Source organism: Salinisphaera sp. LB1, assembly GCF_003177035.1.
In the GTDB taxonomy this organism is placed as follows: Bacteria; Pseudomonadota; Gammaproteobacteria; order Nevskiales; family Salinisphaeraceae; genus Salinisphaera.
Window position 1 is genome coordinate 651,424 of the sequence record NZ_CP029488.1, and the last position, 19,446, is coordinate 670,869.

The following is a 19,446-nucleotide window of genomic DNA, read 5'->3' on the forward strand; positions in this document are numbered from 1 at the left end:
TTTCGTGCCGTCCGCACCAGGCGCTTCCTGAAAAATGACTTCGGGCGGCAAGACGAAGCCTAGCGAACGTGGCGTAGTCGTTCGACGTGAGAGAGCACCAACGTTGGATTGCCGTCGTATTGTTAATCGTCGGGCGCTTGTCCCTTCGGGTTGGGCCGCCCACAACATCAATCAGGGCGCCGATACCGCGTTGCGCGTCTTGTCTCGACGGATTTGCGGCCTCCGACGCGGCATGTGTACGAAACGGCAACAGGCCCTGGCCCACGCATGTCTTTTCGCGGCGTGGTTCACATCCGCGCGCGCGGCAGTGTCATGCGCACCACGAGTCCGCCCTCGGGCCGATTGGCGAGCGTGATGTCGCCGCCGTGGGCACGGATCACCGACCGTGCGATCGACAGCCCGAGACCGACCCCGCCGGTCTCGCGATTGCGCGAGGTTTCCAGGCGCACGAAGGCATCGAACACCTTATCCATCTCGGCCTCGCCGATCCCCGGCCCGCGATCGGCGACCTCGATGACGACCTGCTGCCCGCTGTCGGCGAGCGCGAGCTCGGCGATCTCGCCATAGGCCAGCGCATTGTCGATCACGTTGCGCAAGGCGCGCCGAATGGCAACGGGACGGCAGACCAACGGAATCGGCGCGCCCGGTTCGAACCGTACCGGCGCATCAGCGGCGCGATAATCCTCGGCCACGGCATCCACCAACGCGGTAAGATCCATGCGCCGCGTGGCCTCGGCGCTGGCTTCCTCGCGCATGAAGGTGAGCGCAGCCTCCGACATATGCGCCATATCCGCGAGCGTGGCATTCATCGCACGCGTGTTGTCGTCGTCGGGCAAGAATTCCAGCCGCAGGCGCAGCGCGGTGATCGGTGTGCGCAAATCGTGCGCCAAGGCCGCCACCAGCCGTGTGCGCTCAGCCACAAAACGATCGATGCGCTCGTGCATGCGGTTGAATTCAACAATCGTGCGCTTGATCTCGTCGCTGCCTCGTTCACGGATGGGTCGGATGCGCTCGCCGCGGCCGTAGCGTTCGGCGGCCGAGGCCAGATCGAGTAGCGGCCGCGTGATCCGGCGACTGGCGAATATCACCGCCACACTCATCAGCGCGAGCGTGATCAATAGATTGCGTAACGAGGCCTGCGCCCAGTGTTCGATCTGCCCGGGCAGCCGCTGGCGGACATCAAGCCAGCGGCCATCGTCCCGGCGAAACGCCAGCTCAACCGCCATGCGTCCCGGGCCGTGTTGGCTGTGCATCAGACCGCGACCGACACAAACCCGTACCCGAGATAGCGACACGTTCAAGCGCTCGGCGAAATCGCGAGCATAACGACGCGAGTCTGCATTGTGGGCGGCACAATGCGGCGGTCGCCGGACCAGGTCGAAGTGCACCGGCCGGCTCGACAATGAACGCACCAGATCGCCCTCGTGGCCCGGCTTGGCGTAACGCAGACTGTGGTCCACCGAGATCACCGACTGGCTCATGTAATCGCTGATCATGTGTTCGATAAAGCCTTGGCGCCCGCTACGAAAGCTCAGATAGCTCACGCACTGGGAGATCACAAGCGCCAGCAGCGTCAGCACGATAATGCGCGCGGCCAGCCCGCGCGGCCGCCAGCGCTTCATTGGCCGACGACCATCGCGGTAAAGCGATAACCGCCGCCCCAGACCGTCTTGATCAGCTGCGGCCGGGTCGAATCGCGCTCGACCTTGCGCCGCAGCCGCGAGACCTGGTTATCCACGCTGCGATCGAACACCTCGGCCTCGCGCCCCTGGGTCAGGTCCAGTAACTGTTCACGCGACAGCACCCGATTCGGGTGGCGTACGAAGGCCAGCAACAGCCGGAATTCGCCCGTCGACAGCGCGACCGACAGCCCGGTTTCGTCCTCGAGTTCCTGGCGCGCGACGTGAAAGACCCAGCGATCGAAACGCACGATCTGGTCGTCGACCACGTCGCGCTGGGTGGGCAACGAGGCCGCCCGGCGCAGGACCGCGCGCACGCGCGCCAACAGCTCACGCGGCGAGAACGGCTTGGTGACATAGTCGTCGGCGCCCATTTCCAGACCGATCACGCGATCGGTCTCCTCAGCCACGGCGGTCAGCAGGATCACGGGAATCGCCTTGGTCTCGCGCAGCCAGCGGCACAGGGACAGCCCATCCTCGCCCGGCATCATGATGTCGAGGATCACCAGGTCGAGCGCGGCATCGCGGATCTGGCGGCGCGCGGCCGCGGCGTCGGGGGCCGCCGACACGCGGAACCCGTGGCCGGCGAGATAGCGGCTCAGCGAATCGCGGATGTCACGATGATCGTCGACCACCAGAATATGCGGACTGGGTTCGGCCATGACGTGGGCAGTGTACGGATTCTGGCGTCAATATAACGCGGGCCGCGCCCTCGTCCGGCCCAGTGTTGTAACCGAATACGCCAGCGCGCCGGCCTGACACAATCGGCGACAAACTCGTGGCCCGGCGACAGATTTGAAGGACACTTCCGGGCGGTAATGAGCCTCGTGGAAGGCGCCTTCGCAGGCGCCCCACGCTCATCCGCAAAGGAGTACGTGATGAAAAAATATTTGACGCTTTCCCTGCTCGTCGCCGGCCTGTCGGTCTCGGCCGCGGGGTTCGCCGCCGACAATGGCGCAGCGGATCACGATCCCGACAGCCAGGCCATCTTCAAAAAACTCGACACCAACGGCGACGGCCGGCTCACGGCTGCCGAGATGACCAGGCTGCGGGAAGTGATCAAGCAACAGATGTTCGACAAGCTCGATACCAATCACGACGGCAAGATCGAGAAAAGCGAATTCGAGGCCCAGGCCAAGGCCCGCGCCGATCACCTATTCGCCAAGCTGGACGCCAACGGCGACGGCGTGATCTCGGCCGACGAGATGAAACCGCCGATGGGCCGCCATCACATGGGCCCGCCGGAAGGCGACATGCCGCCACCCCCGCCCTCCAGCCATCCGGGGAACGCGCCCGGGCCGGGCGATCACGATCATCACCGCCGAGACCACCACGAGGGCCACCGCCGGAGCCATCGGGGCAAGCCCAGCACCGACGAGATCTTTGCCCATATGGACCGCAACAACGACGGCTATGTGTCCGCGGCTGAATGGAATGAGGCCGCCCAGCACTGGCATCATCACCCGCATGACTGGCACGAGCCGGACTTGGATCAGACGCAGGGCAAGGCAGACTGATCGCGCGCCGATCAATGGGGCATGCCTCCCCGGGAAGGGCCGGCGCAACGCGCCGGCCCGACGCATCGCCCGCGACCCCATCACAACACCGGGCCGGAGCCGCGCCCGGCTACCAGCGTACGTAGGGCAGGAATTTACCGTTCATGGTGATCTTGACCCGGTCGCCCTTGGGGTCCGGGACCCGCTCCACATCGATCATGAAATCGATTGCCGACATGATGCCGTCGCCGAATTCCTCGTGGACACAGGCTTTCACCGCTGGCCCGTAAACCGCCATGATCTCGTAGAAACGATAGATCATGGGATCGGTGGGTACCGTCCGATCCAGCCACTGCCCCTTAAGCGGCGGCTCCTGCAAAGCCTCGGCCACCTGGGCGTCGAGATCGAGTAGGGCACACAATTTTTCGGCGATTTCTTCGGTGGCCGACGCCTCGCCCAGCGCCAGCGATGCGGTCCAGACCGGCGCCATGCCGATGGACTCGGCAATCTCGCTCCAACGCATTCCCTTGGCTTTCTTGGCCTCGAGAATGGCTCGTTTCATCTGCTGCTTATCGATCACGGATCGGTCTCCCGCAATGGTGAATGAGGCCGCCATACGCGACCGCTCGGCATACTGCAGAAAACATGCCATGGCGTGCCACCGGCCGCTGGATCGGGCGGCGCGACCCCGGTTATCGACCCGAAGTCGCCGGCCCGGGTCGGGCGCCACTCAGTACCCGGCGCTTGTGTTCTCCCCGCGCAGACTGGCGATCAGCCCGTCGCGGTAATCGGGAAACACCAATCGATAGCCGGTGTCAGCCACGATCCGCCGATTCGACAGACGGCGGGATTCCGCCAGGAACGACAGGCGCATGGCCGAGAATCGCTGGCGGGCCTCGGCCCAGTCGATCTTGGGTGGCGCCGGCACGTCAAGCAATTCCGCCAGCGTGTCGTAGTAAGCTTCGCGACGCGTGGGCGCGCCGTCGCAGGCATTGTAGAGGGTGTGCGGGGGATGTTGCCGCGCCACGCGCCAGGCCATGCCGGCGAGATCGTCGATATGCACGCGATTGGTCCAGCCCCCGGCCGCATCGGCCAGCACGGGCTCGCCGGCCCGTACGCGATCGACCGGCAGCCGGCCGGGCCCATAGATGCCCGGCGCGCGCAGGATCACGGCATGCGGGGCCCAGGCGGCGATCTGTCGTTCGGCGTCAACGCGCCGCTTGGCGCGGGCACTGGCCGGCGCCACGGGACGGGTCTCATCGACCGAGTCATCGCCGCAATCGCCGTACACCCCGCTGGTACTTATGTACACGACATGCGCCGGCACATTCGGCATCGCCGCCAGCACCCGTCGCATGCGTTCGTCGGTCTCGCCATCGCGCGACGGCGGCGCGCTGTAGACGAGTCGACGACACGCCGGCAGCGCACTGATTTCCCCATCCAGATCGTGTGCCAATGAATCGGCGCCGACAGAACGCACGCGGGTCGCGGATGCCGCGCTGCGCACCACGCCCAGTACGTCGTCACCGACCCCCACCGCGCGTGCAGCGAGCCGGACACCGGTATCGCCGCAACCGATGATCAGGGTCGAAATGCCGGCCGCAGCCACGACGTCAGCCCGCGCGCCCGCGCCGCCTCATTGCGAGGCGCGCAGCTCCAGCCCGCGCCGATAGGCCGAGCGCGCCTGGTCCACTTCGTTGATCTGCTCGAACAAATGGCCGAGTTCGAGCAGTGCGTCCGCGCGCGCGTGCTGCGCCTGGCTGGCTTCGAAGTAACTGCGGGCCCGGCCCCAGAGCTGATTGCGCAGGCACAATCGGCCGGCCACCAGCATCAGCTCGGATTCGCGGCCATGGATCTTGATCCATTCCTCGACGGTCGCGAGCTGTTCGGTTTCGTCGCTGCACTGCAGGTCACCGAAGATGAGCGCCAACGGGGCGACCCATTGTTTTTTCAACGTATTGCGAATCACGTTCGCGGCCTCGTCATCCGCACGCTGCTGCTTCAGGCACTGCACGTAGTGACGCACGATCTCGGGCGCCTGGCGCAAATCCTTGGGTATCCGACGCCAGGTCGCGGTCAGGCCACCGATATCGCTCTGCTGCGACAACCGATGCTTGTACGCGGCGATCGACATTTCGCGCAGGCGTTGGGCTGACAACGCGGCATACTTGTCGAGCTCCGGCAACAGGCCGTAGACCCGCTCGTAATCTCCGCAGGCCATGGCGTGATCGGCAAGCATGCGCAGCACCCAGGGATGGCGTGGCTCGAGTTCATGCAAACGCGTCAGCGTGGCCTGTGCCTCGGTCGTCTGCCCGGCCGCGATCTGCAATTCGGCCTGGGTGATGAGCACGGCCAGTTCGCTGACCGACTTGCGTTCCGCCGCTTTCTGCAAATAGCGGTCGCGATCGCCCAGATGCGCCTGATACTGGGCGGCACGCGCGGAAAACAGATGATTCAGGCCGGGCGCCTCGTTCGATTCGGCCAATGCCTGCAGATCGGCCTCAGCTCGAGCCCAACGCGCCTCGGCCAGATGTTCGAGCCCCGCGTAGAGCGAACGCCGCGCCTTGCGCCGACGACGCCGGCCGAAAAAGCCCCGGATATTGCGCGGCGCGAACACGAGCGTGACGAAGATGCGCCATACCAGGGCCAGGGCCCATACGCCGAGCAGCACGGCGGCACAGGCGAACAGCAGCGAGGTCTCGACCTGCCAGCCGTCGAAGGTGACCAGTACATAGCCCGGGTGATGCCGGAACACGACCGACAACAAAATGCCGAGCAGGACAAAGACAAAGAAGGCGAGCAGCAGACGACGCATCACGAGCTCCCCGCGGCATTGGCGTTTTTATTGCCTTGCTTGCTGCCAGATCCGGCCTGCCCGGGCTGGGCGGCCCCGCCGCCGGACGACCCCGCGCCCGCGGACTGGCCGGAGGCACTGCCGCCCGCGGACGACGCGCCATTCCCATTGTTCTGGTTGTTCTGATCGCGAGCCATGATCCGGCGCAGCGTTTTCAGGCTGGACGACAGATCCGGCGCCTGCCAATTGAGCTTGACCTGCGAAAGCTGGGACAGGTCGTTCAGCACGGCCGAAACCGACGAATCGCTGGTATCGAAATACTTGCGGATCCAGTCACGCGCTTGCGACAGCGCATCGTGATAGGTCTGCGCATTGCCGCCCAGTAGGGCCAGACGGGCCGTACGCAGTTGCAGCTGCAGGTTCTGAACCAGGAAATACGATTGGTCGGGTGCCATCAATGCCGGCGCGTTTTCGGTGCCGTTGGCATGCCGGATGGTGACCATCCGCGACAGCGCGTTGCCGGCCGAGTCGACGAACTGGTGCCACATGCGGGCCAGCTTGATGCCCGCGAATTCCAACGTACCGCCATTGTCGCCGCCCTTGCCGCCCTGCGCGCCGGCGCTCGCGGCACCGCCGTGGCCGGACTTCGGCTGGTAGTGGCTCGGCACATGGGATTTGAGCGGCAGTTTCGGAACCTGCTGGATCGCATTCGACAACTTGAGCGACAGGCCTTCGATGTCGGGATTGGGCAACGCCTTGAGCGCTGCCTTCTCACTGGCGATCTGGGCACGCACCGGATGCAGCTCGGGATCGCCGCTGCGCTGGATGGCGTCATCGGCCAGCGACAGCGCCCGAGCCGCGCCCTTCGGATCATGCTCGATCTGGAGCCGCTGGTTGGCCGCTTCCAGCAATAATGCAATGCGCTGGTCGACGAACCGGCTGTGATCGCCGCCGAGTTGATTCGACAGTTGCTTGTTCTGCGCCTGAACATGCTGGATGGTCTGCTGCAACTGGGCGATCTGCTGCTGGCGCTGGTCCAGCTTCTGCGACAGTTGATCGGTCCGCTGCGAGAACTTGTGCAACCGATCATGCATATCGGACAGCTTGTCATGCATGTCAGACAGCTTGGGCATGATCACTTTCTGGACATTGTGCTGCAGGCTGTTATCAACCGTATTGATGCGCGAGTCCAGATCGCCGATACGCTGCTGACCGCGATACCAGAGATAGCCAGTGCAGGCCGCCGCGACAATGGCGATAATCAGCGCGAATACGGCTAAGAGCAGGCCGATATTGCGCCGCTTGCCATCGCGTTTCGTGCCGCCCGGGCCCCGCGTACCACCGGCCGTGCTCGCGGCACCGCGACCCGCGCCGCCTGACGACGCGGCCGCGTTCCGGCCGCTGCCGCTCGTGGCACCGCCGCGGGTGCCCGGCGCGCCCGAACGCGGGCTCGCGCCAGCGCTGGCGGCGCCGGACGACTTCGTGCCCGAGCCAGCAGTGGCAGTGCTTCCAGCGGACGTGGACTTGGCCTTGCCACGGTCGGCGTCCTGACGCGAGTCGCCGCCGGTCTTGGCCGTTTCCTTGGCACCGCCGGACGGCTTCGCACTCGCTGACGCCCCGGCCCCGGCACCGGGGCTCGAAGCGCTTTTCTGCCCGGGCGCGCCCTGGCCGCCCGGCTTGTTCGACTCGCCGCCGGAAGCGCCCGACCCGGCCTCCGATTGGCCCCGGCCGGCATCGCTCGGCGCCGCCTTGTTATCGGTTGCCGGCTTGTCGCCGGCCGCCGACGCCGTTTTCGGGGCGGCCTCCGACGGCTTGCTGCCGCTCGATTGGCTGTTGTCTTCGGGCTTGGCCGAGGACTGAGCTCGATCGGCGTCGTTCTTGTCGCGCTTGTCTTGAGTCATAAGGTAGCGGCTATCCCCCGGTGTCGGTTACCGTCATTGTCCTCGGAGCGGCCAGACGCGGTCCAGTGCAGCCACGGCGCCCGCCGCATCCATGCGTTCGATGACCACCGGTTCGACCGACCAATCATCAACGTCGCAGCCGGCTTGTTGTACCACACGCTGGCTGGCCGCCACCAACCGCAGATGCGCCAGCCGTGCGCGTTTGGCGCCGGTGGCGAGGGCGGCCAGATGCCGCCAGGCCTCGGCGCTGGTCACGATCACGGCATCCGCCGACAGCAATTGCCGCAGTCGCGCATCGCCGATCGCCGCGGGCACGCGGCGATACAGTGCAATCTTGTCGAGTTGCGCGCCACGCGCGATCAGGGCGTCGGCCAGCGCCGCACGCCCGCCCTCGCCCGAGAGCAGTGCAACGCGCCGCCCGGCCACCTGGCGCAGTCGCGGCAACGCCAGCAACCCTTCCGTATCGGCACGCTCGGGCCTGGCCACGGTGGCGCCGGTATAACGCGACAGCGCCTCGGCGCTCGCCGCGCCGACGGCCACGAGCGACCCCCGGGGCGCCCAGTACGGACGCAGACGGGCCGCACCCGCCACTGCGTTGGCCGAAGTCGCGATCACGATATCGGCGGTTTCCGCCCGGTCGAGCGCGGCCGCGGCCGCCGCGGCATCCGGCGGCGGCTCGATGACCAGCAACGGCTCCACCATTACATTCGCGCCAGCCGCTTCGAACGCGGCGCGCCATGCCTCGGCCTGCGCGATCGGCCGCGTCAGCCAGACTGTGGCACCGGACAGATCGGGGGGCGACATGCGAAGCGCGTGCGGCTCAGCCGAGAGCCGCGAGGATGCGGTCGGCGCCGGCGGCCAGCAGGCGTTCGGCTAGCGCATGCCCGAGTTCGGCCGCCTCGTCGACCGGGCCGCTGATTTCGTCGCGCACCATCTGCGTGCCGTCCGGGCGCCCGACACAGGCCCGCAGGCGCAGTGTGACGCCGTCGTGCGTGGCATGCGCCGCAATCGGGAGATGACAGCTGCCCTCGAGCCGACTGTTGACCGCGCGCTCGGCATCGATGCGCACGTGGGTGTATTCGTCGTCGAGCGCGGCGATGGCGGCGGCGGTGTCCTCATCGGCGGCACGGATCTCGATGCCGAGCACGCCCTGGCCGATCGCCGGCAGGCTCTGCTCGGGGCTTAGCTCGCAACGGATGCGCGCAGCCAGTTCCAGCCGTTCCAGCCCGGCACAGGCCAGCAGGATGGCGTCGTATTCGCCGGCGTCCAGCTTGGCCAGCCGGGTCTGCACGTTGCCGCGCAGGTTCCGGATCTCCAGATCCGGGCGCAGATGCTTGATCATCGCGGCGCGGCGCAAGCTGGATGTGCCCACGACCGCGCCGGCCGGCATGACTTCCGGGGTGTCGTAGGTGTTGGATACGAACGCATCGAGCGGGCTCGCTGGCGCCAGCACCACCGGCAGCGCGAACCCGGGCGGCAGTTCGGCCGGCACGTCCTTCATCGAATGTACCGCCAGATCGGCTTCGCCGTTCGTCATGGCGGATTCAAGTTCCTTGAGAAACAATCCCTTGCCGCCGATGGCCGACAACGGCCGGTCGGTGACGCGATCGCCCTCGGTCCGGATCGGCAGCAGTTCGACGTCGGTGTCGGGCAGGGCGATCGCCAGGCGCGACTGCACATGACGGGCCTGCCACAGCGCGAGTTCGGACTGGCGGGTGGCGATACGCAGGGTCTTGGGCATGAACGAAGGCTCGCGGGTGGTCGTTTTCTCGGCGATCGACAACCAACGACCGCCGCGGATGAATCAGGATTCGAGCAGCGCCCGGACCTCGGCCAGGCGGCGCCGGGACACTGGCACCGTGGTCGCGACGTGGCGCAGGGTCAGGCAGGCACTGCCATCGCTATTGTATTTGAGTGCGGTAACGTGGGCACGGGCGACCAGCGCCTTGCGGTGGACCCGCATGAAGTTCTCCGCCAGCGATTGTTCCAATGTCGCCAGCGACTGCTCGATCAGCAGTTCACCGTGCAGATGGAACGCCGAGGTGTATTTCCGGTCGGCCCAGAAATACAGGATGTCGCGAATCGCCACGCGCTCGATGCCATCGCGGGTGCGTGCGCTCACATAGCCCATCGGGCCGCGGCCATCCAGCTGGCCAGCGAGCGCGCTGTACTGGGCCCGGCTCGGCTGACGCGCCCGGGCGAGGGCGGCCGCCAGATCATCGCGCCGCACCGGTTTGAGCAGGTAGCCGTCGGCCTGGCTGTTGTGCGCCGACAGCGCGTGCTCGCTGTGCGCCGTGATGAAGATTACCGCTGGCGGCAGATCGGTGTTGGCCAGTTCGCGTGCCACCTGCAGGCCGTCCATACCCGGCATGTGTACATCCAGCAGCACGGCGTCCGGCGCCAATTCGGACACGCGTTCGATGGCCGACCGGCCCTCGGAGGCCTCGCCGATCACGGCATGGCCGGGAAAGGTCTCGATCATGCGGCGCAGCCGCTCGCGGGCGAGCGGCTCGTCGTCGACGATCATGACATTCATTTCAACGCGTCTTCTCGCTCTTGTTGGGGTAATACAAGCCTAACCGTGAACCAAGTATCGTCATGCGTGAAATCGAGCCGGGCCTGCCCATCGTAAACCAGTGCCAGTCGACGCCGAATATTCGACAATGCCTGGCGATGCCCCGGCACACGGCCCGTGCTCGCAGCCACCGGGTTGCGCACCTCGGCGAACAGCGCACCGGCCTCCATCCAGGCGCGGACCCGGACCGTTCCACCGTCGGGCAAGCGCGCCACGCCGTGGCCGATGGCGTTCTCCACCAGTGGCTGCAGGCACAGCGACGGCAGCCGCGCCTCCCGTGCGGCCGGCGACAGATCGACGTCCATCGCCAACCGGTCGCCCAGGCGCAGTTTCTCGATCCGGACATAGGCATCGATAAGACGCATTTCGTCGGTGAGCCGGATCGCGGCCGGACTTTCGGCGTTCAAGCGGGCCCGCAGCAACGTCGCCAGATCCTCCAGCGCGGTTTCCGCCTCGGCCGGCCGATAGGTGATCAGCGCGGCGACGCTGTTGAGCGTGTTGAACAGGAAGTGCGGCTCGATACGGGCCTGGAGCGCTTCCAGCCGGGCGCGCAGCTCGGCCTCGGCGTGCGCCGCCCAGGACGCGCGCAGCCAGAAATAACGCAGCCCCAGTGCCGCGACCACCGCGCAGACGCCCATGCTGCGCAGCACGAACGCCCCCTGGCCACTGTGCTCGATCAGTAATCCAAACCCGGTGAATCGTCCGGCCGCGAACACGATCTCGGTGACTGCCAGGGTCACCAGCAACAGGCTGATGTATGACAGGACCACCACGATGCGCGTATCCCGCCCCTGCGCGTAGCGGCGTATCAGACACAGCGCCGCCGCGCTGCAAACGCCGATCCATTGAAGATAAACCGACAACAGAAACAGCCGCCGCCATAGATCGCCCGACATCGAGCCGCCCAGCGCCAGCACGATCGCCACCGCCTCACACACCAGAAGCACACGGAGCACGCGCGCGCCGGTACAGAAGTCGGGCAGTATGGCGGTCGGCGATTCGGACTCGGGCATCGCCCACAGTTTTTGAATAACCGGGCCACGGCGTCAAGCCGGCGCATTGCTATACTCGCGCGCCCACTCCGCACGCAATGGATGCACCGATGAGCACGCAATCGAGCCATCAGACCTGGGGCGGCCGTTTCGCCGAGGGCCCGGATGCCCGGGTGGCCGCGTTCACCGAATCGATCTCGTTCGAGACGCGCCTGGCGCCCTACGACATCGCGGGCTCGATCGCGCATGCGCGCATGCTGTCGGCCATCGGCGTGCTCACCGCCGACGAATTCGGCGCGATCGAGGCGGGCCTGAAAGCGATCGAGACCCGGATCAGCGCCGGTGAATTCCCCTGGGATGCCGCGCTCGAAGATGTGCACATGAACATCGAGGCGCGGCTGACCGAGGATATCGGCGCGCTCGGCAAGAAGCTGCACACCGCGCGTTCGCGCAACGATCAGGTGGCTACCGACGTGCGCCTGTGGCTGCGCGACACGCTCGATGCGCTGCTCGGCGAAGTCAACCGGCTGCGCGCCGGGCTGGTCGAACTCGCCGAACGCGAGGCCGATACCATCATGCCGGGCTTTACCCATATGCAGGTGGCCCAGCCGGTGACTTTCGGCCACCACATGCTGGCCTGGCAGGCGATGCTGGCGCGCGACGCCGAGCGGCTGGCCCAGATCCGCGCCCGTGCCAACGTGCTGCCGTTGGGCGCCGCCGCGCTGGCCGGCACCACCTTTCCCATCGACCGCGAGATGGTGGCCAACGAACTCGGCTTCGACGGCGTCATCGACAACTCCCTGGACGCCGTCTCGGATCGCGATTTCGCCATCGAATTCGTCTCGGCGTCGGCGACGATCATGATGCATCTGTCGCGTTTTTCCGAGGAACTGATCCTGTGGATGAGCCCGGCCTTCGATTTCGTCGAACTGCCCGATCGCTACTGCACCGGGTCCTCGATCATGCCGCAGAAGAAAAACCCCGACGTGGCCGAGCTCACCCGCGGCAAGACCGCCCGCGTACAGGGTCATCTCACCGCCCTGCTCACACTCATGAAAGGCCAACCGCTGGCCTACAACCGCGACAATCAGGAAGACAAGATCCCGATGTTCGACACCGCCGACACCGTCGGCGCGTGCCTCGCCCTGTTCGCCGATATGGCGCCGCATATCGCCGTCAAGCGCGAACAATGCCGGGAAGCCGCGCGCCGCGGTTTCGCCACCGCCACCGATCTGGCGGATTACCTGGTGCGGGCCGGCGTCGCCTTCCGCGATGCGCACGAAATCGTCGGCAACTGTGTCTCGCGCGCCATCCGCGAAGGCTGCGACCTGGCCGAACTGGAACTGGCCACCCTGCGCGAATATTCGGCGGCGATCGACGAAGACGTCTACGAGGTGCTGACGCTGGAAGGCTCGGTCGCCGCCCGCAACCATATCGGCGGCACCGCGCCCGACCAGGTACGCGCCGCCGCGGCGCGGGCGCGCAAAGCCCTGGGTCTTTAAGGCGTTCTGACAAGAACGGTCCGCCAATGAACGCCAATAAACGCAAATAAGACAGAAAATCGTTCTTGATTTGCGTTTATTTTGCGTTCATTTGCGGACAGCTTTCCCGCGGACCGGGTTCTATTGCTCGAACAGATCCGCCCGGGCGCGGTAGAGCGCGGAGATATCCTCGTCGCCATGGCCGTCGGCCATGAGCTGTTCGTATTCCTCGCGCGTCTTGGCCGACAGCGGTAGTTTGCCGTGCTTCAAGCCTGCCATGTGCAGGCAGATGCCGAGGTCCTTGTGGTGGTGCTTCAACTTGAAGCCGGGGTCAAAGACATCCTTCACCATGGTCTTGCCACGATGATTGACGAACCAGTTGCCGGCCGCGCCCGAACCGACCACGTCGACCACCTTCTCCAGCGGCAGCTCCATGGCCGCGGCAAAGCGCATGGCCTCGCACACCGCCTGGTTGATGCCGGCCACCATGATCTGGTTGACCGCCTTGGTCGCCTGGCCGGAGCCGATCGGCCCCATCAGGGTGATGCCCGAGCCCATGGCCTCGAGCACTGGCTTGACGCGTTCGAACACCGCGTCGTCGGCGCCGACCATGATCGACAGCGTGCCGTTCTTGGCCCCTTCCGTGCCGCCGGAGACCGGGGCGTCGACGAACGCCGCCCCGGTTTCGCCGACGCGTCGCGCCGCTTCCCGGGCGGTATCGCTGGCCACCGTCGAGCAATCGATCACGACATGCCGCTCGGTCAGCGCGCCGGTCAGGGCATCGACCATGGCCAGTACGTCGTCATCCGCCGAGACGCAGATCACGATCGCCTCGGCGTGGGCGGCGGCCTCGGCCGGGTCGGCGACGACTTTCACATCGTGTTCGCCGGCGAAATCCTCGGCCCGGCGGGTGGTGCGGTTATAGACGGCCGTCAGCAGACCGGCCGCGTGAAGGTTGGCGGCCATGCCGTGGCCCATGCCACCGAGCCCCAGAAATGCACTGTTCATGACTTCGATTCCATGCGTGGTTTCCGATCGATGATAAGCTTTTGAAACCGAGGGCCCAAACCGACGAACACATGGCAGTCAGACGTGGCGCGCGATGGGCGCTGATCGCAACCGGCGCGCTGATCGTGATGATCGCGGCCGCCTTGATCATCGCCCCGCCTTTCGTCTTGCGGTATGCCCTGCAGCATTATCTGAAAGCCGAAGGCATCACGGCGGATATCGGCCACGTGCACGCCGATATCTTCACCGGCCAGATCAGTCTCGACGATGTCAGTGGCCACGGCCCGGACAATCGTCGCTTCCGCATCGGCCATTTCGCGGTAAATATCGATTACTGGCCGTTGACCGATCATCACATCGATCTGTCTTATATTCGGCTCGCCAATGCGCACATCGATGCCGGCCGCAACGCCAGACAACAGCCCACGATCGCCGGCGTACCGATCCCGCTGCCCAGTGCGGGCGGCGGGCAGCACAACTGGGGATTCGGCGTCGGCGAAGTCGCAGTCGATCAGGTCACCCTGCACTATCGCGCGCCGACGCATGGCGACCAACCGGCGGTCGATCAGACGCTGGTGGTCCACGGGCTGCACCTCGGCCCCATCGCCACCTGGCAACCACAACAGGCGACGCATGCCAAGGTCCAGCTGCGGGTCGCCGACGGCCGGCTCGACCTGCAAGGCCGGTTGAGCCCGCTGGGCGATACGCGGCGCGCGAACCTGACGCTCAAGGCATCCCACTTCTCGATGCAGGCCTTCATGCCGGTGGCGCGGCTGGGCTATGTCACGGCACTCGACGGTCGGCTCGACGCGGATCAACAGTTATCGATGACGTATGCCGCCGACGGCCGGTTGACGCTCGGCGTCAAGGGGCGAAGCGCATGGCATAACGCCCATCTGGCCACCACCGACGGCACCGATGTCCGGGGCGACAGTCTGTCCTGGCAGGGTGACGAACAGGCCACGCTCTGGCGCAACCACAGCCAGCCTGGGCATATCCATGCCGATGGCAAGGTGGCGCTTGCCGACGTGGTCGCCCAACGCGCAAACCAGCTCGACTTCCGCCAGAAGAGCGCATCGTGGCATGGCAAGGCAGACGCGAAACTGGGCCAGCACACAACGCGGGTCACGAGCCACGGCAAGTTGAGCGCGCAGGATACCCATCTGGTCTCCGGCAACTGGCTGAAACTCTCCAGCGCCGCCGAGCATCTCACGGGCGATTTGAACCTCACGCTCACCCCGGACGAGACCCGGGTCGACACCGATGGCGGCTTCGCGGCCACCGGCATGGGATTCACCGTGCCGGAGACGGTCGATCTGAACAGTGCCACGCTCAACTGGACCGGCAAGACCACCACCCGCCTGGCCGGCAACGGCACGCATATCCAGACTGACGGCCACCTCACCAGCAACCAGCTGGTGTTCGACGTGCCGAAAACGAGTCACGTCACCGCCGACCATGTGGCCTGGCAGGGCCAGGTCGCCATGCACAGCGCTCAGCTGTTCTCGCGCCGTGCAAAAGGCCAGCTCGAGGCCGGCAACGTACATCTGAACATACCGGGCGCCCCGATCCGGATGTCGGCCGCGCAGTTCGGCTTCGACGGCCAGTACGCCGAGCAACCCGACGCCAGCGGCCGCGCGCTGCGGCTGACGCTATCGGGGGCCGCGCATAGCCACAAGCTCGACGCAGTCGATACCGCCATCAACGCGCCCTGGATCGAGCTGTTGCAAACGAATGCGAGCGGCATCGCCATCGACGGCCTCGACGCCATCCGCGTGGCCGATCTGAAAGCGAGTGGAGTCCGCATGCTCGGCGACAGCCACGGCGACGGCGCGGCCATCCGGGCCGTGTCGATGCAGGCGAAACAGTTTGCCCTACGCGACCTGCAGCATTACCGCGTCCATGATCTCGAGCTTGGCGGCGCCAACATCCATACCCGGCACGACAAGCACGGTATCGGTGTCATCAGCCAATTCGTGGGCAGCATGACCGCATCGAATCAGGCGTCGAAACCTCATGCGAAAGCCTCGAGCCCGGGCGCGGCGTCCGGTCCCGGCGCTGCCAGTGCGACCTACGCCGTGGATCATATGCACCTTTCGGGGCCGGCCATCGCCTTCGTCGACAAGACGACCACGCCCGCCGTCCACCTGACCGGCTCGAAGCTCCATTTCACCCTCGACAACCTCGACACGGCCAAACCGAATCAGGACGCCCATTATACCCTCGGGCTCGATGTCGGCGCCTACGGCCACCTCGACAGCCGCGGCAAGATCGCACCGTTTGCGCCCCACGGCATCCGCATGGATCTGAACGCCTGGCTACGCTCCCTCGCGCTTGCACCGCTGTCGGGTTATCTCGACGCGGCCATGGGGCGCCGGATCGCCAACGGCGTCGCCGACGGCACGCTTAACCTCTCCGCCACAAAGGGGCAGCTTAACGGTGTCCTCGATACCACGTTGACCAATTTCCGCCTCGCCAACAGCGCGACCAAGGAAACCGATATCGCGTACGGCATTTCGATGAACACCGCCCTCAAGCTGCTCCGCGGACACAACGACATCATCCATTTCCGCACCAAGATTCTCGGCGACGTCACCACCCCCTACTTTTCGATCAACAACCTGATCCGCGAGGCCGTTCTGGCGGGTCTGCGCACCGCGCTGCTGTCGAACTATTCGCCACTCGGACTGCTCAACAACGCCAAGAACAGCTTTCTCAACCTGTTCCGCTCGGTCGAGGACCGCCCCGCCATCTTCACCAAGGGCAAGCACTACGTACGGCCGGCGGACCGCAAGTATCTGGCGCTCATCGCCAAGGCCATGCGCAGCCACCCCGGCTGGACGCTGCACCTCGCCGGCCAGGCGGTGCCGGCGGACGCCAAGGCTCTCAAGCTCCATGGCACGCCCGCCGCGCAGCACGCCCGGCTGGAACAACTCGCGCGGCAACGCCAGAGTGCGGTCAAGGACTATCTGGCGGCGCGCAACGTCAACCCGGCCCGCATTATCGCGGGCAATCCATCAGTGGTCGACAGCAATAAGGCCAGGCCCGCGGTGAAGTTTTCGCTCGACAAGCATTAGCGCTGTTTCTGTTGTTCCAGGGCGTTCATCCGCAGATCCACACCGATGAACGCGAACACGACGCGCGCGTTGTGGGCACCGTCGATTCCCGCCCGCTGACCCGTATCTGCAAGAAGATGCGCCACTGTCCGGAATCTGGCGTGCATCTCGCACCGGACAGGGCGTGGGTCCGTCATTCGGCGTCATGCGAAGACCACATGCGCCAGCCACGACGGCCACGCTGCAGGCCGCGACGACGCGGTCCCGGACGAGTTGCCCCCGGCATTGCCTGTCGCCCGCGCGACAACCGAGCGCCCAAAAAAAACCGGCCCTCAAGGGGCCGGCTTGCAGCGACTCAGGCGGTTACCCGCACCCGATCACTCGTCGTCGTCATCCGCGATCGCGGGGCGATCAACCAGTTCGACGAACGCCATCGGGGCATTATCGCCGGGACGATAGCCACACTTGAGGATGCGCAGATATCCGCCCGGGCGATCGGCGTATCGCGTGCCGAGTTCGCCGAACAACTTGCCGACCGCCTCCTTGTCGCGCAGGCGCGAGAAGGCGATACGACGGTTGTGCACGCTGTCCGTCTTGGAGAGCGTGATCAGCGGCTCCGCGATGCGGCGCAACTCCTTGGCGCGCGGCAACGTGGTCCGGATCAGTTCCTCCTTGAACAGCGAGGAGGACATATTCTTGAGCATGGCAGCGCGATGCGAGGACTCACGCCCTAGATTGCTGCCGCTTTTGCGATGACGCATAACGATGATTCCTTAGCGAAGGGACGACCGGATTTCCGTGATTCCGATGCGTTTAGGCTTTCTCGAGTTCGGCCGGCGGCCAGTTCTCGACCGTCATACCCAGCTTCAGACCATGCTCGGCCAGCACTTCGCTGATTTCGGTCAGCGACTTCTTGCCCAGGTTCGGCGTGCGCATCAGCTCGGTTTCGGTACGCTGGACCAGATCGCCCACATAGTGGATGTCTTCCGCCTTCAGGCAGTTGGTCGAGCGAACCGTCAACTCCAGATCCTCGATCGGCTTGAGCAGCGTCGGATCGATGGCACTGGAATCGCCCTGGCGCGAGGCCTCCTCGCGGGCTTCCAGATCCACGAACACCGACAACTGATCGTAGAGCGTGGCAGCCGCCGTGCGTACGGCATCCTGCGGCTCCACGCTGCCGTTGGTCTCGATATCGAGAATCAACTTGTCGAGGTCGGTGCGCTGCTCGACGCGCGCACGGTCGACCGAATAACTGACCCGGCGGATCGGCGAGAACGAGGCGTCGAGACGCAGACCGCCAATCTCACTGGCCCCCGTGTCCTCTTCGCCCGGTTCCGCCTTGCTTTGCGCGGCGTGATAACCGCGGCCCTTGCGCACCTTCATGTTCATGCGCAACTCACCGCTGGTCAGATGCGCGATTACGAGGTCGGGGTTGACGATCTCGACATCGTGATCCGTGACGATATCGCCCGCGGTCACCGCGCCCTCACCCGACTTGTGCAGGTGCAACTCGGCCTCGTCACGCTCGTGCATGCGCACGGCGACATTCTTCAGGTTCAGCAGGACGTCGATGACGTCTTCCTGCATGCCGTCGACGGTGGTGTACTCGTGCAGCACGCCGTCGATGCTAACCTCGGTGATGGCAGCGCCCGGGATCGACGACAGCAGAATGCGACGAATGGCGTTGCCCAGGGTATGCCCGTAACCACGCTCGAGCGGCTCGAGCGAGATCTTGGCACGCCGATCACTCACACGCTCCACCTCGACCAGGCGCGGCTTCAGCAAATCGTTGGACTGCATATGCAAATACCTCTGGCTGCGAATGCAGCGCGGCCTTGATTACTTGGAGTAGAGTTCGACGACCAGATTCTCGTTGATGTCAGGCAATACCTGATCACGATCCGGCACCGACTTGTACGTCCCCTTCAGGCCCTTCTCATCGACTTCCACCCAGTCCGCGAGTCCGATTTGCGAAGCAACCTGAACCGCCTCGATGATCCGGTTCTGCTGCTTGGCCTTGTTGCGGATGGCGATCACATCGCCTTCCCGGACCTGGTACGACGGGATATTGACCGGATAATCATTGACCGCGACGGCCTTATGATTCACCAGTTGACGCGCTTCGGCGCGCGTCGCCGCAAAACCCATCCGATAGACGACGTTGTCCAGACGCGACTCCAGCAGCTGCAGAAGCAGCACGCCGGTGGCGCCCTTCTGGCTCGCCGCCTTCTTGTAGTAATTGCGGAACTGTTTCTCAAGCACGCCGTACATATGCCGCAGTTTCTGCTTCTCGCGCAGCTGCAGCGCATAGTCGGACAGCCGCTGACGACGCGCGGCGCCCTGGGCGCCGGGCAACGTATCGATCTTGCACTTGCCTTCAAGCGAACGGCCGCGGCCCTTCAGCAACAGATCGGTGCCGGCGCGACGCGAAAGCTTACACTTGGGACCGGTGTATTTCGCCATG

Annotated in this window: 18 protein-coding genes; 3 read left to right on the forward strand and 15 right to left on the reverse strand. The window is 65.5% G+C overall.

What is annotated here, in order from left to right:
• Positions 1-287: 287 nt before the first annotated feature.
• Together SALB1_RS02895 and SALB1_RS02900 are read right to left on the reverse strand one after the other, a co-directional pair.
• The gene (locus SALB1_RS02895) at positions 288-1,622 is read right to left on the reverse strand and encodes an ATP-binding protein (protein WP_109992495.1); all 1,335 of its coding nucleotides are present in this window, start codon (positions 1,620-1,622) and stop codon (positions 288-290) included.
• Positions 1,619-2,341 carry a response regulator gene (locus SALB1_RS02900; protein ID WP_109992496.1) on the reverse strand — a complete coding sequence of 241 codons (723 nt, stop codon included), beginning with the start codon at positions 2,339-2,341 and terminating at the stop codon, positions 1,619-1,621. Before SALB1_RS02900 ends, SALB1_RS02895 begins: the two co-directional genes overlap by 4 nt.
• Positions 2,342-2,557: 216 nt before the next feature.
• On the opposite strand from SALB1_RS02900, the gene SALB1_RS02905 reads away from it, so the two are divergent.
• Positions 2,558-3,196, forward strand: coding sequence for an EF-hand domain-containing protein (locus SALB1_RS02905; RefSeq protein WP_158590594.1), 639 nt, complete (start codon positions 2,558-2,560; stop codon positions 3,194-3,196).
• Positions 3,197-3,305: 109 nt separating this feature from the next.
• On the opposite strand, the gene cynS is transcribed toward SALB1_RS02905, so the two are convergent.
• The 8 genes from cynS to SALB1_RS02945 all read right to left on the reverse strand — a co-directional run bounded on the left by cynS (position 3,306) and on the right by SALB1_RS02945 (position 11,458).
• A complete protein-coding gene (gene cynS / locus SALB1_RS02910; protein ID WP_109995241.1) occupies positions 3,306-3,737 on the reverse strand; it encodes a cyanase in 432 nt (143 codons plus the stop codon).
• 168 nt (positions 3,738-3,905) lie between these two features.
• Positions 3,906-4,784 carry an SDR family oxidoreductase gene (locus SALB1_RS02915; RefSeq protein ID WP_109992498.1) on the reverse strand — a complete coding sequence of 293 codons (879 nt, stop codon included), beginning with the start codon at positions 4,782-4,784 and terminating at the stop codon, positions 3,906-3,908.
• Between the two features lie 27 nt (positions 4,785-4,811).
• Positions 4,812-5,990, reverse strand: a complete 1,179-nt coding sequence (locus tag SALB1_RS02920; protein ID WP_109992499.1) for a heme biosynthesis HemY N-terminal domain-containing protein — start codon at positions 5,988-5,990, stop codon at positions 4,812-4,814.
• The gene (locus SALB1_RS02925) at positions 5,990-7,870 is read right to left on the reverse strand and encodes a uroporphyrinogen-III C-methyltransferase (protein ID WP_109992500.1); all 1,881 of its coding nucleotides are present in this window, start codon (positions 7,868-7,870) and stop codon (positions 5,990-5,992) included. The genes SALB1_RS02920 and SALB1_RS02925 overlap by 1 nt, the downstream gene beginning before the upstream one ends.
• A 33-nt stretch (positions 7,871-7,903) precedes the next feature.
• Positions 7,904-8,674 carry a uroporphyrinogen-III synthase gene (locus tag SALB1_RS02930; RefSeq protein ID WP_109992501.1) on the reverse strand — a complete coding sequence of 257 codons (771 nt, stop codon included), beginning with the start codon at positions 8,672-8,674 and terminating at the stop codon, positions 7,904-7,906.
• Positions 8,675-8,690: 16 nt separating this feature from the next.
• On the reverse strand, positions 8,691-9,611 hold the full coding sequence (gene hemC, locus SALB1_RS02935) for a hydroxymethylbilane synthase (protein WP_109995242.1): 921 nt from the start codon (positions 9,609-9,611) through the stop codon (positions 8,691-8,693).
• Positions 9,612-9,674: 63 nt separating this feature from the next.
• Positions 9,675-10,397, reverse strand: coding sequence for a LytTR family DNA-binding domain-containing protein (locus SALB1_RS02940; protein WP_255414482.1), 723 nt, complete (start codon positions 10,395-10,397; stop codon positions 9,675-9,677).
• A 5-nt stretch (positions 10,398-10,402) separates the two neighbouring features.
• The gene (locus tag SALB1_RS02945; RefSeq protein WP_109992503.1) at positions 10,403-11,458 is read right to left on the reverse strand and encodes a sensor histidine kinase; all 1,056 of its coding nucleotides are present in this window, start codon (positions 11,456-11,458) and stop codon (positions 10,403-10,405) included.
• 89 nt (positions 11,459-11,547) lie between these two features.
• Between SALB1_RS02945 and argH the strand changes: the two genes are divergently transcribed.
• Positions 11,548-12,939: an argininosuccinate lyase gene (argH, locus tag SALB1_RS02950; RefSeq protein ID WP_199678676.1), complete on the forward strand. Its 1,392-nt coding sequence runs from the start codon at positions 11,548-11,550 to the stop codon at positions 12,937-12,939.
• Positions 12,940-13,059: 120 nt separating this feature from the next.
• Here argH and SALB1_RS02955 read toward each other — a convergent pair whose 3' ends face one another.
• Positions 13,060-13,926 (reverse strand): NAD(P)-dependent oxidoreductase, encoded by an 867-nt coding sequence (locus SALB1_RS02955; protein WP_109992505.1) that lies wholly within the window; start codon positions 13,924-13,926, stop codon positions 13,060-13,062.
• A 71-nt stretch (positions 13,927-13,997) separates the two neighbouring features.
• Here SALB1_RS02955 and SALB1_RS02960 point away from each other — a divergent pair, with 71 nt between their 5' ends.
• The gene (locus tag SALB1_RS02960; RefSeq protein ID WP_109992506.1) at positions 13,998-17,003 is read left to right on the forward strand and encodes a DUF748 domain-containing protein; all 3,006 of its coding nucleotides are present in this window, start codon (positions 13,998-14,000) and stop codon (positions 17,001-17,003) included.
• On the opposite strand, the gene SALB1_RS19400 is transcribed toward SALB1_RS02960, so the two are convergent.
• The 4 genes from SALB1_RS19400 to rpsD form a co-directional block, all read right to left on the reverse strand.
• Entirely contained in the window at positions 17,000-17,128 is a 129-nt protein-coding gene (locus tag SALB1_RS19400; RefSeq protein WP_255414483.1) for a hypothetical protein, read from the reverse strand. The genes SALB1_RS02960 and SALB1_RS19400 overlap by 4 nt on opposite strands.
• Positions 17,129-17,359: 231 nt before the next feature.
• The gene (gene rplQ, locus SALB1_RS02970) at positions 17,360-17,743 is read right to left on the reverse strand and encodes a 50S ribosomal protein L17 (protein ID WP_109992508.1); all 384 of its coding nucleotides are present in this window, start codon (positions 17,741-17,743) and stop codon (positions 17,360-17,362) included.
• Between the two features lie 52 nt (positions 17,744-17,795).
• Positions 17,796-18,782: a DNA-directed RNA polymerase subunit alpha gene (gene rpoA / locus SALB1_RS02975; protein ID WP_109992509.1), complete on the reverse strand. Its 987-nt coding sequence runs from the start codon at positions 18,780-18,782 to the stop codon at positions 17,796-17,798.
• Positions 18,783-18,821: 39 nt separating this feature from the next.
• On the reverse strand, positions 18,822-19,445 hold the full coding sequence (gene rpsD, locus SALB1_RS02980) for a 30S ribosomal protein S4 (protein ID WP_109992510.1): 624 nt from the start codon (positions 19,443-19,445) through the stop codon (positions 18,822-18,824).
• Position 19,446: the final 1 nt, after the last annotated feature.